At 44.9% G+C, this 16,030-nt stretch carries 10 protein-coding genes; 8 read left to right on the top strand and 2 right to left on the bottom strand.

Features of this window, described 5'->3' with window-relative positions:
* The first annotated feature begins 12 nt into the window (after positions 1-12).
* A complete protein-coding gene (locus MKY41_RS10600) occupies positions 13-1,134 on the top strand; it encodes a polysaccharide deacetylase family protein (protein ID WP_340744979.1) in 1,122 nt (373 codons plus the stop codon).
* Between the two features lie 267 nt (positions 1,135-1,401).
* Here the strand turns inward: MKY41_RS10600 and MKY41_RS10595 are convergent, their stop codons facing one another.
* Complete coding sequence (locus MKY41_RS10595) at positions 1,402-1,986, bottom strand: RloB family protein (RefSeq protein WP_340745683.1); 585 nt, start codon at positions 1,984-1,986, stop codon at positions 1,402-1,404.
* 64 nt (positions 1,987-2,050) lie between these two features.
* Complete coding sequence (locus MKY41_RS10590) at positions 2,051-3,277, bottom strand: AAA family ATPase (protein ID WP_340744978.1); 1,227 nt, start codon at positions 3,275-3,277, stop codon at positions 2,051-2,053.
* 270 nt (positions 3,278-3,547) lie between these two features.
* On the opposite strand from MKY41_RS10590, the gene MKY41_RS10585 reads away from it, so the two are divergent.
* The 7 genes from MKY41_RS10585 (at position 3,548) to MKY41_RS10555 (ending at position 15,309) form a co-directional block, all read left to right on the top strand.
* Positions 3,548-4,465, top strand: coding sequence for a DMT family transporter (locus tag MKY41_RS10585; RefSeq protein WP_340744977.1), 918 nt, complete (start codon positions 3,548-3,550; stop codon positions 4,463-4,465).
* 447 nt (positions 4,466-4,912) lie between these two features.
* Positions 4,913-5,863 carry a nuclease-related domain-containing protein gene (locus tag MKY41_RS10580; RefSeq protein WP_340744976.1) on the top strand — a complete coding sequence of 317 codons (951 nt, stop codon included), beginning with the start codon at positions 4,913-4,915 and terminating at the stop codon, positions 5,861-5,863.
* 382 nt (positions 5,864-6,245) lie between these two features.
* A complete protein-coding gene (locus tag MKY41_RS10575) occupies positions 6,246-7,319 on the top strand; it encodes a CAP and S-layer homology domain-containing protein (protein WP_340744975.1) in 1,074 nt (357 codons plus the stop codon).
* A gap of 532 nt (positions 7,320-7,851) precedes the next feature.
* Positions 7,852-9,009 (top strand): S41 family peptidase, encoded by a 1,158-nt coding sequence (locus MKY41_RS10570; RefSeq protein WP_340744974.1) that lies wholly within the window; start codon positions 7,852-7,854, stop codon positions 9,007-9,009.
* A gap of 79 nt (positions 9,010-9,088) precedes the next feature.
* Positions 9,089-10,396: a nucleotide sugar dehydrogenase gene (locus tag MKY41_RS10565; RefSeq protein ID WP_340745682.1), complete on the top strand. Its 1,308-nt coding sequence runs from the start codon at positions 9,089-9,091 to the stop codon at positions 10,394-10,396.
* Positions 10,393-11,103 (top strand): WecB/TagA/CpsF family glycosyltransferase, encoded by a 711-nt coding sequence (locus MKY41_RS10560; RefSeq protein ID WP_340744973.1) that lies wholly within the window; start codon positions 10,393-10,395, stop codon positions 11,101-11,103. Before MKY41_RS10565 ends, MKY41_RS10560 begins: the two co-directional genes overlap by 4 nt.
* 555 nt (positions 11,104-11,658) lie before the next feature.
* The gene (locus MKY41_RS10555) at positions 11,659-15,309 is read left to right on the top strand and encodes an S-layer homology domain-containing protein (protein ID WP_340744972.1); all 3,651 of its coding nucleotides are present in this window, start codon (positions 11,659-11,661) and stop codon (positions 15,307-15,309) included.
* Positions 15,310-16,030 lie beyond the last annotated feature (721 nt).

The raw sequence follows: 16,030 nt of genomic DNA, 5'->3' as shown, positions 1-16,030 counted from the left end.
GAGGGCTAGGGAATGAAAGAAAAAATGTGGGCCATCTGTTTCGCCTTCGTCATCAATTTCGTGTTCGGGACAATGACAGGCGAGGCGGCAGAAACGAAACAAGACCGCCATGTCGGACTGCATGATCGGCTTCTGCCGATCGAAGACGTACGCGTCATCGACAACAATACGAAAGTCCCGCTGACGGATATCGCAAAGTACTTGTATTTGCCACTTTCCGAAGAGGGCGGCGCCATGCATATCCGCAAACGGGGCATCGATATCAGTTACGAGTACAAGACGAAGCGGACGACGAAGGACGGAGTAGAGCAAAAAGGAGCACCGATCACCGAAGTCGACGGCAAGTTGTACATCACCGTCACCTATATTGCCAAAGAGCTCGGCTTCAAAATCGAGTACTTCCCGAAATGGAAAACGCTCCGCATCTACCGGGACGACTACCCACACATGTCCCACACGGACTACGAAAAACAAATCCAATCTTGGTTGAATCAAAAACCGGCTGCAAAAGCGAACGTCTACCTGACCTTCGACGACGGACCGAACCAATACACGACCCTCAACACCGCAACACTCGAAAAATACAACGTCCAAGGAACCTTCTTCTTCCTCGGCAAACATATGAAAAACAACGAAAAAATCGTCAAAGCGACTGCGGCAGGTGCCCATTACATCGGCACGCACAGCATGACCCATGACAAAACCAAAGTCTACAAATCAACCAAAAGCTTCATGGCAGAAATGAACGAAGGATCTCATCTTATTAAGAAGATGACCGGCCACCAAGCCAAACTTATCCGCGTCCCATACGGCAGCAAACCACACGTCACCCTGGCCATGCGCACGGAACTCATCAAACACGGCTACAAAATGTGGGACTGGGACGTCGACTCAAACGACTGGAAATACACCGACAAACAAACCGACGTCATCGTCAAAAACGTCCAAACGGGTGTCGAAAAAGCCTACAAATCCGGCGACCGCGACATCATCATCCTGATGCACGACCGCAGCCAATCCGCCAAAGCCCTACCCGCTATTATTGAGTGGCTTCAAGGGCAGGGGTATGTGATCAAGAAATATGAACCAGATCATCATGTGGTGCAGAATTTTCATAAGGATGTTCAGTTGTAAAAAAACCGCCTAGGGGCGGTTTTTTGCGTTGGTAATGGTTTCTGGTGTTGTGAGGTTAGAGGGGAACGTTTTTAAGTAGTATGAATACGTTGTGAGGTTTGGTGAAAATGTTTCGAAGTAGCGTGGGAATGTCGTGAAGTATGATGGAAGCGTTTCGAGGTTCGAGGTATTATAGCGCTTCATGGCATATCGTTCACAACAAAATAACGGATGAATTCTTGATTCCTCCGTTACTTTTGTAATAACATACTCTTCATTTTCAATGAATCAGTCAATATAAGGGAGCAATTTTTTAATTAACTGATGAACTGTCGTGGCAGGATCCATTTTAGATGGCACTATAATTCTATCCTTCTCGTACTGTTCCATTAACTTTTCGCATCTCACAAGCGCGTCAGAGAGAAATGATTTTAAGTCATTATATAAAACTTTATGACTCTTAGAATATGCTTTATCAATAATGCCATGCTGTTGTAAATGAGAAGATAGACGATCGGTCAACATTCGATTGTCCATTGGCGAAGTTACATTCTGAAAATGAAGAAGAAACCAAAGTTCGAAGCTTCGATTTGACCATGCAACCGAAAGCCCCTCATCTGATGCCCTTTGAATGGCCTCGTCGAAATCGGTGAAATCATCCCGATCAAATACCACCCAAACATCACTGTACGTATTTCGGTTTTTCGCTTTAAGCGCATACTTAACGACTTCCATCGTTCCACGGCCAGTTCCCTCAAGGTCAATATCAATTTTGTCGATGATCAAATTACTCTTGAACCGTTCTTGGATATGGTCTTTGATGGAGGAAAAATAATCTTTTTCTGTATTCATCCCCTCCGTAATCAGAAGCATCCTTGGAAAAGATGGCATACGCGAATTTACTTTACGTTGTCTTTTGCGACCGGCCCTCTCATTCCTACTCATTTTTCTGACCCCACAAATCAAACTCCTTTAAAACCGGAACACCACCATATCTCCCTAATAAATAATCTTTATTGTAGCTAGCATCATTTCGAACTTTTTTTTCATCATCAAGTCTATATTCAGCCAATGAATAGAGCTCTGCTGTCAAATCGGATTGTTTCTCCACAAACCAAATCTGGTCACGTCTAAATATGTCTTTAGTTAGTGTGTAATTATCATGGGTTGTATAGATTAGTTGCGCATTATTAGGATTAGTTTCTTCATCGTGAAACATTGTAATAACATATCGTAGCAGTAGAGGGTGTAGCTTCGCATCCAATTCATCAATCCAAATAACAGAGCCCTCTCGCAGAACTTCCTTGATGTGAAGGAACAAGGTAAACATTTTTATCGTCCCGCTAGATTCCTCATAAAACGGGAACCTGATCTTTCTTTCCTTGTAATAGTATACAGAAAATAACCTGTATTTTTCTGTATCGTCCTCTCGGAATTTTTCGTATTCAAGTTTGTCTATAGGGACTCCTATTGCATTCAAGAATTGACAGACTTCGGATAAATAAGATGGCTCTTCTATTTCAGCTGGAAGAGTCCACGTCAACATATGTTCAAAGGAAGCATCCCCAAAATCAATAATCACGTTTTCGGAAAACCATTCGAAGACTTCCCTAATGATAGGTATCCTCGTATTGGACAAAATCGAGAGGAACAAAGTGTTCTCCTGTACCATATCAGTGAAATTTTTTGCATTCTTCATTTCTGTGATGGAAAAATGGTCACCTTGACGCTCAAAAACAGGTCGGAATTTATATTTGGATCTAAAGTCACGTTTATAAAGCCATTCTTCCGAGATGGACTCTCGATTTGTGGTAAATCCATATTGATACTCGTTGTTGTTCTTTCGAAAGAAAACCTCAAAAGTGGAGTCTTTATTTTCATCAGTGAAGGCAAAATTCTTGAAAGGTATTTTTTTAGATTCTGATGCAAATTTAAAGGAACTTCGAACAAAATAACTCATAAATTTAAAAGCATCAATCACGCTACTTTTTCCACTTGCATTAGCGCCATAAATTGCAGCAACCTTAATATAACTCTCTTTGAATTTTGCATTTTCGATATTAATGAGGTTATATGGGTGCTCTTTAAGCGATGTGGCAGTCATATCCAGAGAGGTCTCATGGAAAAAGCTCTTAAAATTATCAAAATTAAATTGAATTAACATTATTTCACCCCTTTCCACCCATATTACCCAGAAAACATTAAAATTATCAATGGATTTGAGAAAAATTCTCAAAAAGATGAATGTTCGTTTCTTGCTCCCGGACTGCCAGGGCGTACAACATTCGACGCACTCCGCGAACGGTAGCAGTACCTGAAATCCTAGGCTAAAGCCCGACCCAACCACCACATAAGCAAATACTACACCCCAGTACTTAACCTTTCCTGTATAATCAACCAATAGAACAACAAAACTGGAAAGGGGGCAGCCCCCATGTGGAAAATATACAGCCTGCTCACCATTGCCATGGTCATCTGGGGATTCAACCTGCCGCTCCTCAAATACCTCGTCACCGTCGTTAGCCCGGTCACGATGACGAGTCTACGAATCTTCCTGGCCGCCATCACCGTCTTCATCATTCTGTCGGCCTTCCGAATCGTCCGACTGCCGACGCGTGCCGAATGGAAATTCGTCCTGCTTGGCTCTCTGTTAAACGTCGTCTTGCATCACTATTTCCTAAACATCGGCCTCGTCCGCACAACCGGGACCAACGCCGGACTCATACTCGGGACAGGCCCGATCCTGACCGCCATTTCTGTCGCAGTCATTCTACGAAACTATCCATCGAAGATCCAATGGCTCGGCCTTCTCTCAGGCCTCGCCGGTGTCAGCTCCGTCGTCCTCGCGAGCGGCGGCATGAGCGGCCTCGCGCTAGGTGATACTTTCATTTTCATAGCGATCCTAACCCAGGTGCTCTCATTCCTAGTCATCGCCAAAGCTGCGAAAACACTGGACCCGCGCCTGCTCACCGCGTACATGCTCTTTTTTGGAAGCCTGATGCTCTTCCTCATCAGCCTGATCCAAGAGCCCGGAGAAATTCGCGTATTCGCCACCGTTCCGCCAGTTTTCTGGCTCGGCCTCGTGACCAGTGCCATTCTTGGAACCGCTGTCGGACATATGCTCTATAACTATTCCGTCGGCCAAGTCGGCCCCTCCAAAGCCGCCATTTTTATCAACCTGAACACCCTATTCTCCCTGCTCGGCTCCGCCCTTTTCCTAGGCGAACTCATCACCGTCCGCCACTTGATCGGGCTAGTCCTGATCATCACGGGAGTCATCTTGGGCTCTGGAGCTGCCGAGGACTTATGGAAAAAAAGAAAAGCGAAAAAAGAATTAATCGAGCCGAATTAACCCAAGGTATGGGGGTAATTCGGTTTTTCTTTGCGGAGGGATGTTTTGAAGTTCAGTGGAAATGTTGTGAGGCGAGCAGGATTCGTTTCGAAGTTTTGTGAAAACGTTTGCGGTAGATCGGGTTCGTTTCGAAGTTTGGTAGAAATGTTACGATGTGGCCCGTAAACATTTCGAGGTACGATGGAAATGTTATGAGGTAGTTCAGGAACGTTTCGAAGTTTGATAGAAATGTTGCGAGGCGGTCCGTAAACATTTCGAGGTCCGATAGAAACGTTATAAGATAATATTGGGCCGTATCAAAATATGTAAAAAAACCACTAAACAAGTCAGAAAACTCCTCCAAACTTCTTGCTTTTCCAGCATAAATCTATTAAAATATAAATATTCAGAAAAGAGGAGGGAGTCCCTATACAAACAACTCGCAAACCGCCAGAAGACCTGCTCCAATTGCAACGCTTACTCGTTCGATTGTCTGAACACCATCAACAACACAAATCCCTGACAACCAATCTCTACCAAACCAGAGCTGGCTATTCCGGCGAACTCATCGTCGACCGGATCCTAAGTGAAGTCGCCTTCCCACCAGGAACAAAAATCCTGCGCGATCTCACATTAGAAGTAAACCCCGAGTACCTCATCCAACTAGACACCCTCATCCTGACGCCATCCCGAGCTATCCTGCTGGAAATCAAACATTACGCGGGAACTGTTCAATTTGATGAACAGTCTGGTAAAACTATAAAAATCTCCGCAGACGGCGAAGTTGAGAAGTTTGACTGTATCTTACATCAACTGGACCGTGCAAAAGCTGGTCTCGAAATGTGGTTCAAGCAAAAACAGTTCCGTTTACCCATCGAACCAATCCTGATCATGGCAAACCCGAACGTGGAAATTCAGGAATTTCCTGAATCCATGACACTCAAATATGCAAAACAGCTGCCCCGCCATATCCGAAATTTGCTGAATCAAGAAGGGGACAAGCTGACTGAATCGCAAATGGAAACCATTGCCGAAACCCTGTTCCGTAGCCAGATCAGATGGAAACGGAAGACCGCTTGTGAACGATTTAATATCGCCCCGAGAGAATTAAAGAAGGGCGTCCTTTGTCTCGAATGCAACGGGGAAGTGACGCGGAAAATGGGTCGCACCTGGTTATGCGAAATCTGCGGCCAGCCCGGCGATTCCGCCCTCGAACAAGCCGTCGCAGACTGGTATTTGCTCATCAGTCCCACATTACGGAATAGACAATTGAAATACTTTTTGGAATTAAACTCCGCCTCCGCCGCCAGCATTGTGTTCAGCCAGCTTCGTCTCAACCGGACCGGCAAACCGCCGAGCACCGTCTATACTTGGGACTACAACTTGCCATTGCGGAAAAATCAAAAGAAGCCAACCTAACCGGTTCGCTTCTTTTTTCATCTCTATTATTCCCAATCATAGGCCAACCTTCGGGTTTCCTCTTTCCTATTTTTTAGAACATCACAACGCTCAGTCTCAGCCTTGCAACGTTTATACCATTCCACGAAACAATTTGGACTTACCTCGCAATGATTTACACGAACATCACAACGTTCCCATTGCACCTCGAAACAATCCCCCCAAACTTCGCAACGCTCCGGCTACACCTCACAACGCTCCCGTCCAACTTCACAACACTCAAGCTCAAGCCCTGCCAACATTCCTCTCCAACCTCGAAACATATCCTCCTAAACCTCCCAACGTCCCCACCCCACAATACTCTCGAAAAAATAGTATACTACTAGAAAAGGAGGCAGAATTCATGAAAAAACTACTCACCACTGTCATGCTTTCTCTCACTCTAGCAGTCTCACCGACATTCACCCAAGCAGCCTCGTTTTCGGATGTGCCGCGGAGTCATTGGGCGTTTGAGGCCATCCATGAAATTTCGGAGCGGGGGCTCATCAATGGGTACCCGGATGGCACATATCGTTTGAACGAGCCGATCACCCGGGCACAGGCGGCAAAAATTGTGGCGCTCGCGATCGGAGCCACCCCGTCCACGAATTTCAAACCGCGATTCCAGGACGTCAGCCCAGCGCATGGTTCATATGACTACATTAGAGCGTTGACCGAGCGGGGCATTTTCAACGATGCTGATAAGTTCCGGCCCAATGATCCATTGACTCGCGGCCAGATGGCGAAAATCTTGACGCTCGGCTACGAAATCACCGTGGACGACAATGACTTCATTCGGTTCCGAGACGTGACGAAGCAGAGCCAGTACTACGGGTACATCACGACCATCGCCGAGCTCGAGATCACGACGACACCGCCGGGAGGCACTTTTAAACCGAATGACCAATTGTCGCGCGCCCATATGGCGGCATTCATCCAACGGGCAATGGAGTTCGACGCCAAGCGTGAAAAGGGCCTCATCCATTACGACCAAGCACAGAAACTGTATGTCGAAACGTCCAAGCCGATCACCCAACCGCCTGTCGCCCAACCAGCCGACAACGCAACGAAAACAATCGGGCTGGTCAACGAACAACGAGCCAAACAGGGCCTAAAAGCATTGACGCATGATCCAGAGCTATCTAAAATTGCGCAGGCCAAAGCCGAAGACATGGCGAAAAACAATTATTTCAGCCACACTTCGCCAACCTACGGATCCGTTGAGGACATGCTCGACCGCTTCAAATACAAGTGGACAGCTTACGGGGAAAACATCGCCATGGGCTACACATCACCCGCCGATGTCGTCAATGGCTGGATGAACTCGACCGGCCACCGCGCCAACATCCTGGACGCCAAATTCACCCACATCGGCTCCGGCTACGCCACCAACGCCCAAGGCACCACCTACTGGGTCCACCAATTCTCAAGAAAATAATCCAGGTCAAATCAACCCCCGAGCCTCACGGCCCTTTAAGAGAGAGGAAGCAACTCCGAAATCCATTCCGGAGTTGCTTCCTCTTTTTACCTTTGAGTGAAACTCACAACATTCCAATTGAATTTTGAAATGCTTTGGACGTACCTTCCAACATAACGATTCAACCTCTAAACGCTCTTCCTCCACTTCGAAATATAGCCTCCAAACCTCGCAATGTTTTTCAACGACTACTCAACGAATCACTCGAACTTCAAAACGTTTGCAACCGACTTAGCAACAAACCGCGTGAGCCTCGCATCGCTTTTGCCGTACCTTGCAAAAAGTAAAGCCCGAACTTTTCAATGTTATTCAAAGACTTCCCAACGAATCACTCGAACCTCGCAACATTTCCATCAAACCTCAAAACGCTATGCCCCAACCTCACAACATCACCAACACCAACAAAAAAATTCTCCTAATCCCGCCTCTTCCCATCCGATTTGGGGTATAGTCATACTAAGAGCTGCCACACTAGCGAAAGGGGGAGATCACCTTGAAACGGATCCATCTAACAATCCTTGCACTCATCACACTATTTCTACTCACGCCCGCCGTCACCGAGGCTTCGAAACTCGATGACGTCAAATACTTTGTCGAAACCTATTACTACGGGGACATCCCGAAAACCTTGCATTCTATGAAAACCGTGGATGAAGTGGTCAATGCGCTCGATGAATATTCCCGTTATCTCACGCCGGAGGAGTATATTACATATATCGCAGCAGTGGGGGAGGCGCCAGTCCCGCATGTCGCCAACGCCAACCCGAAAATCACCTCCCATATGATGTACGGCAATACGGGGTATATCAAAATCCCGACCTTCCCGACCAATCTCGGCAAGGAGGTCACCGCCCATTGGAATAAGCTAAAAAAAGCCGGGGCGACGGAACTGATCATCGATTTACGATACAACGGCGGCGGCTATGTCGATAGCGCGGAACAACTGCTCGGTTTCTTCAAAGGAGCCACCAACGCTTATCAATTAAAAACGCGCGACGGCAGCCAACTATTCAAACCAGTTCCGGCAGCTGTCAAATTCCCGCAACAAACCTACGTCCTCGTCAACCGCTATTCCGCGTCCGCTTCTGAAATTGTCGCGGTCGCGCTGAAAGACCAGGATGCCAGCGTCATTGTTGGGGAGGAGACGAAAGGTAAGGGGAGCATCCAGTCGTTCTTCGAATTCGATGACGGCAGTGCGCTCAAATTGACAACCGGGCATTTTACTGGGCCAAAAGGGACAGTCGTCCATCAAAAAGGCGTCATCCCGACAATCAAGACAAGCCCAGGTCAAGAGCTGACTACGATGCACCAACGACTCCTGAACACCCGTTTTGCCAATCAACACTATAAACAGGTTCCCGGCCCGCAACTCGTGCCTGCGAACAAAACGTTTCATCTCCATTTCACACAACCGATGAACTTTTCGGGCAGTCAAACGTCCACTAAAGTGGAATTGGTGAAATTGGGCGGTGTCGCAGTGCCGATCACAACTAAACCGAACGGCAAGAATACACTCGATATCATCCCGAAGAAGCAACTGCAACCGGGCGGATCCTATTTACTCGTCATCCATCCAGGTATGCAAAACGACAAAGGGCGCACAGTAAAGCAAGGGACCTATACGCCGATCATGGTCCAGCCCGACAAGTGATTCATGGGCATGCATAGCCATTTCAACTGTGCTATAATGTATAGATGTTTTAAGCCTTTAACAGAGAGGAAAGAAAATGATGGATAAGAAACTTTGCGTCATCGGACTCGGTTATATCGGATTGCCTACAGCGGTCATGTTCGCCAACAGCGGCGTCCAAGTCCATGGCGTCGATATAAATGAAAGAGCAGTCTCCCTGATTTCCAACAAACAACTCCATATAGAAGAGAACGGTCTCCAAGAACGTCTCGAACGCGCCATCGACGAAGGGAAATTCACAGTATCCACGGAACCAGTCGAAGCGGATGTCTATATTGTGGCCGTTCCGTCGCCAATCAACCCGGATAATACCGCGAATTTGGAATATATCCGGCAAGCAACCGCGTCGATTGTCCCGTACTTGAAAAAAGGGGCACTCGTCATTTTAGAATCAACAGTTCCACCAAAAACGGTTGAAAACATCATGCTGCCAGAACTTCGCCGATCTAATCTGACACTAGGCGAAGATCTATTCGTCGCCCACTCACCGGAGCGCGTCATCCCGGGGAAAATCTTTGAAGAGCTTATCAACAACGACCGCATCGTCGGCGGCATTACGCCGGAATCGTCTGAAATGACGAAAGAACTGTACCAGACATTCGTTCAAGGGGAAATCCACCTGACAGACGCGACGACTGCGGAACTTGTCAAAGTGATGGAGAACACCTACCGCGACGTCAATATTGCATTCGCCAACGAACTCGCGAAAATTGCGGAGTCGATTGATGTCGATATTTGGGAAGCAATCCGTTTTGCCAACTTCCACCCGCGCGTCAACATCCATACGCCGGGACCTGGGGTAGGAGGACATTGTATCGCAGTCGATCCATGGTTCTTGGTCGAATTAAACCCGGATGAATCAAAAATCATCAAGAAATCCCGCCTGACGAACGACGGCATGCCGAAGTTCACGGCAGAAAAAGCACAAAGCCTGTTAAAAGAACACGGCATCGAAAATGGCAGAGTTGCCGTGCTCGGACTTGCGTTCAAAGGCGATGTGGATGATATGCGCGAAAGCCCGTCCACGAAAGTGATTGAGGAATTGCAAAAGCTCAGCGTCGACGTTGTGTCATTCGACCCGCATATTAAGCAATTGCAGCACCCGACGCAAACAATCACATTAGACGAGGCGACAAGCCAGGCCGACCTCATCCTATTGACGACGGACCACACGGAGTTCAAGACACTCAATCCGCAAACCGTCCAAACAAAATCGCCGAAACCACTAATCTTGGACACGAAAAACGCTCTCAACCGCGACAAATGGGAAGAGGCCGGTTTCGAATTCTTCAAGCTCGGCGATGGCAAACATAAAACAGCACCCGTCAAAGGACTTCCTATTATATGAAGGAAACGATTTTAGGCGTTCAGGTGAACAGCGAAAATTACGATGAACTCATCCCGAAACTGTTCCGGAACATCGACGACAAGAAGAAATCGCTTGTCGTCGCTATCAATCCGGAAAAGCTTATGAAAGCGAAAGACGATCCTGAACTGAAGGCGCTCCTGAACCGTGCGGAATTCCAAATTCCGGACGGGATTGGCGTCATTCTCGCGTCAAAGCTGCAAAAAGGGAACATCAAATCTCGCGTTACCGGTGTCGACATGATGGACCGCATCGTTCGCGAGGCGGCCCGGACCGGTAAATCTATTTTTCTATATGGCGCCAAACCGGGCGTTGCCGAACAAGCAGCACGCAAATTAATAGAAACGTATCCAACTCTACAAGTCGCCGGCACACAGGATGGCTATGAGCAAAATACGCAAAAAGTCATCGATACGATCAACGCCGCCCAACCGGACATCCTATTCGTCGCCATGGGATCGCCCAAGCAAGAACTATGGATCGAGCAGCACCGAGACAATCTCCATCCGATCCTCTACCAAGGCGTCGGCGGATCATTCGATGTCCTCGCAGGCAACATCAAACGCGCACCGGCCATCTTCCAGAAATTCGGAGCGGAATGGCTCTACCGCCTGCTGAAAGAACCAAGCCGCATCAAGAGACAAATGAACCTTCCGAAATTTTTGTTGGAAATATTAGCCCGAAAATAAAGCTTACCCACTTGTAATCTAGTAAACTTGATGATAGAATACGAAAGTGTAAGGATAATTTCCTCATATCATATAACAAAACGCCACGCAGGACGAAACGGTTGGTTGACCGCACAAAAAAACTCGGACAGTTCCCATCTGCCCGAGTTTTTTTGTTGGCTTTTTTTAAGGATGCCATTTTCACGCCAGTCAAAAGTGAGATTCTAGTTTCCTGCTAAGTCCGTTTCCAGTTCAACGGATGCTTGGTTTCCCGTCAAGTTTCAAATATCTCGCCCCAACTCCACTCCTTTATATAAACAACAAGAAATGTTTCAATTTGATGACATCAAACCAAATTCAGTAAAAAGCTTGATATATATTTCAAATACGATAGAATAATAGGAGCGACAAGAAGAGTTTGTCCAGTTTCGTTTATGAAACTCGCAAACTTTCTGATTTGTAATTGACATCCTTGTCGTCACTGTCTATACTTTAGTGTGTAATGGCTTCTATCTTTCATTTTGCCGTGGAGATAGATGACAAATTAATTTCGATTCAAGAGGAGGAAATTATTCAATGGCTAACCAACCAACGAAGTACCGTAAGTTCGTAGTCGGCGCTGCATCAGCTGCTCTAGTAGCATCCGCAGTAGCACCGGTAGTAAGCGCGGCAGAATTCTCTGATGTGAGTGCAGGTAACTCACATAAAGCGTCCATCGACGCACTAGTAGCAAAAGGTGTTATCTCCGGATATCCGGATGGCTCGTTCCAACCAAACAAAACTTTGACACGTTCTGACGTTGTCAAAATGATGGGTAAATGGTTGAAAGCTGAAGGCTACGCTGTGCCAACAGACTACAAAACGAACCCACGTTTCGCTGATCTGACATCTGCATCAAACGACGAGCTTCTACAATATGCCGCACTTGTTAAAGACAACGGCCTATTCATCGGAACTCCAGATGGCAAACTAGATCCAGCAGGAAACATCACTCGTGAAAACATGGCGATTGTTGTAGTACGTGCATTCGACCGCGTACACGACATTGACCTTGCTACATACGTGGCAGCTCAAGACTTCAATAAAGATGTTACTGACCGTGCGTCAGCAAAAGCAGAAGCACGTCCAGCAATCGATGTACTAGACTACTTCGATATCACAAACCCAGAAGCACCTCAGTTCAACCCTAAAGGGACAACTACACGTGCACAATTCGCTTCTTTCTTGAACAAAGCGATCGAAACAGACTACTCTGAAGTAGGTTCTGGCGTAGTAGGAACTGCAAATGTTAAGGCGGTTAACGCTACTACGGTTGAAGTGACTTTCAAAGATGCGGTTGAAAACGTAAACTCTCTAAACTTCACAATCGAAGGCTTGACAGTTTCCAATGCAGCTGTGAAACAAACTGATAACAAAACTGTTGTATTGACGACTGCCGTTCAAAAAGGTGGAGAGAAATACACGGTTTCTCTAAATAATGAAGAAATCGGTTCATTTGAAGGGGTTTCTGCTGTAATTCCTACAAAAATCGATTTGAACACTACATCAGCACAAGGCGTAGTTGGTAAACAAGTAATCCTTTCAGCTGATATCGGTACGAAAGAAGCAGGAGTACCTGTTACTTTCAATATCGACGCTGCAAACAACAGCTTGAACCAAGATATCGTTGCAGAAGCATTTACTAATGCTGATGGTATTGCTACGTATTCTTACACTCAATATAACGCTGGATATGCGGATGAAGTAGCTGTTTATCCAACAGGCGCACCGGCAGTTCGTGATTTTGCGACAATCTGGTGGGGTGTAGACACAATCCTAACTCTTGAAGAGGACGATAAAAAAGGTGACAAACTAAACAATGGTGAAAACAAAGTTTATAAAATCACTTATAAAAATCCTAAGACTGGAAAACCAGTTGAAAACGAAACTGTACATTTAACATTTGTTGAAAACGTTGATGTTAATGTGAATGAACTTTCAGATGCAACTGTAAATGGAGTAACTCCTTACCAATTGAACAACGGTAGAGTTCAAGAAGTAACAGTTGAAACTGACTCGAAAGGTGAAGCAACAGTAACTGTTTCTGGTACGAACGATAAAGCAACACTTGTTGCATTTATTGACAATTCAGGAACAACAGCTACTGAGAAAAATAAATTGGAACGTACAGAATTACAAGTTCGTGCAAAAGAAGTAACATTCGGTGCTATCCAATCAAAATATGCAATCGAGTTAACTCGTGATGGCGGAGAAGAAGCTGCAACGGGTCTAGGTAACGGACGTGTTTATAAAGTTGTCGTTAAAGACGAAGATGGTAAAGCAGCAGCTGGAGAAGTTGTCAACGTAGCATTTGATGAAATTCTGGATAATGTGATCGCTACAAAAACAAATGCAGTATTTGTTGAAGATGCAGACCTTAAAGGTGACAGATCGTTTGTAGCTGGTTCTAGAGACCAACAAATTACCCTTAAACTTGACTCGAAAGGTGAAGGGGAATTCCAAATCGCAACTGCTGCTGGTAATACGAAAGACTATGCAACTCCAGTAGTATGGCTTGACATTAACTCTGCTAACAATAAAGAAGGTACTCTTGAAGATGGAGAACCAAACAAAGTTGCTGGTATCACATACTTTGCTGAAGAAAAAGTAGAAGGTAGCAGATTAAAAGTTTATAACAACGGTACTGGTGCTGAAATCAAAGACAATCGTACACAAGATGGAAACGATGTTGTATACTTTGATTACACAGTAGCAAACCAAAGCGGCAAGAAATATTCTGATTCAGTTCGTAACTTCAAAGCTACTTTCCAAGTAACAAACACAGGAAACGAAGATGTTTATGTTTGGACGGATGCTGATGATGTCGGTAACTACGATGAAGCAACTGTAATCTCTACTCGTCGTGGTGAAACATTTACGCCTGCAACAGTAAATTCTAACAGCGCTAAACTTTATGTAGCATCTAGAGGAGAATCTGCATCTGTAGATGTAAAATCATACGGTCAAGCCGAATATCAAGATCACAATAATGAGTGGAAAACTGCACGTCTTTCAGAAAGTAAAGTTGCGAAAGCAAGCTTCAGATCAGCTGGAGAAGTAGGAAACTCATTCCAAGGAACTATTGCTGAATTTGATAAAGATAAAAAGAAATTCACATTTGCAGGTAAAAAAGAAATTAATTACAAAGCGGAATTTGATGATAAAAAAGTAAAATATTATGATCAAAGAAGCGGTAAGAACGTTGAAATCGGCGCAACACAATTTGAAGATCTAATTGATGCTAACAAAAATGCTAACACAGTTCAATACTTCAAAAACTCTAGTGGTGAGATTACATTCACAATCTTAGCTATTGGTTCAAGTACAGGTGGAGGAACAACTCCTTCAGTAGTGGATGCAGTAAATGCTGCTACAACTGTACAAGAAGTAGCAACAGCATTGGCTAACTATGCACCTTATACATCTTTAATCGCGGCTGATAAAGGAACTGCTCAAACTGGTGTCCTTGGATTAGTACAAACGAGCCCTGTAACTGCAGCTTCACTAGCAAACTACTTTAATACTAACTTTGCTTTAGGTTTAAATAGTGCAACTTACACAGCTGCTACTCCAGCAGATCCAGGAGCACAAGCTACAGCAGCAGTAGCAAACGTATTGACAGTAACTGCAGAAAATGCTGGAACAGAGTTAAATGGCGTAGAGATCGAATTTGTTGATAATAAAAACAATCAAGCAATCGAAACTACTTTAACGCCTGCTACAAGCACTCAAGCTGCTAAATTAACAATTGAACTTGCAAATGTTAGTGCAAATGATGGAACAATCACTACTACACTTGCTAACATTAAAGATGCAATTGAGGATGAACTAGATGTAACTGTTGCATTGGATGCTAATGTAAATGCAACAGATCTAGCAGTAGTTACTGCAGCGTTTGCATTTTCTGGTGGTCAAGCTGCAGCAGCAGCAACTGCTGATCAGTTAGAGCTTACATTCACTCATAATGTTACTCTAGGATCTTCTGTTACGATTGATATTGCTGGTACAGATGTAACTGCTACTAGAGCAACTATTAAAGCTGGAACAGATAATAACGTTGTAGTTCTGACATTACCAGCTAATACAACTGTAAACAACGGTACAGCTATCACAGTTGAAAATGGAAAAGGTATTTCAGTTGATGGTTACGTTATTCCAGTTGCTGGATTGACAGTTAATAGTAACTAAGTTGAGTACCTACAGTTCGGATGCAAGGTTCTGAATCAATTCAGACAACTTGTATGCGACTGAAGAAAGGCTCCGTGGAGAGAAATCTCTGCGGGCTTTTCTTTTTTAATAAAGTTTATAAACTCTAGGTGCTAGGTACCAGCGCAGATAAATCGGTGGAGGAAGGAGTTCTCTAATTGAACGGTTGACTAGGGGACTTTTTAATTTCAACAACTTTATTAAATCTATAGCTAAACCCAAACAAGCCCTATAACCGGTTATAGGGCTTGTTTGGGTTGCTTAATGATCCGGTCATGGTTTTCATGCCAACCAATCATCATTGCACGCATACTGTTTAGTTTGGAGCAGTTATCAAAAAGGAATCGGGCAACCGTATTTTTTTATTTTATACAGAATGCCAGTTACAACGGATGTTGTCGGAAAAGGAAATAAACCTAGACAAACTTATTTTTCGAAAGAGTGTGTCATCGTACTCACTAGGTATCATCAAACGCCGTCCGTTCACTTATTTATTAATAGGTTCGGCAACGTCTACAGCTAGACAAACTTACCATTTTATCTCCTCCCTATAAAAGTCCTATGAAACAATTTTACCATTACGCACTTTTATTACAATAATACTTGCTGAATAATCTGAATAAATGAACGGATAATGTGTTCCTCCAATTAAATTGGCATAGATATCCAGTCCAATGTAGACATAGTAACCTACCAAGTCTAA

This window comes from Sporosarcina sp. FSL W7-1349, from assembly GCF_038003045.1.
GTDB lineage: Bacteria > Bacillota > Bacilli > Bacillales_A > Planococcaceae > Sporosarcina.
The sequence above is the reverse complement of the archived record's forward strand: the minus strand, read 5'-3'. Positions and strand labels throughout refer to the sequence as shown.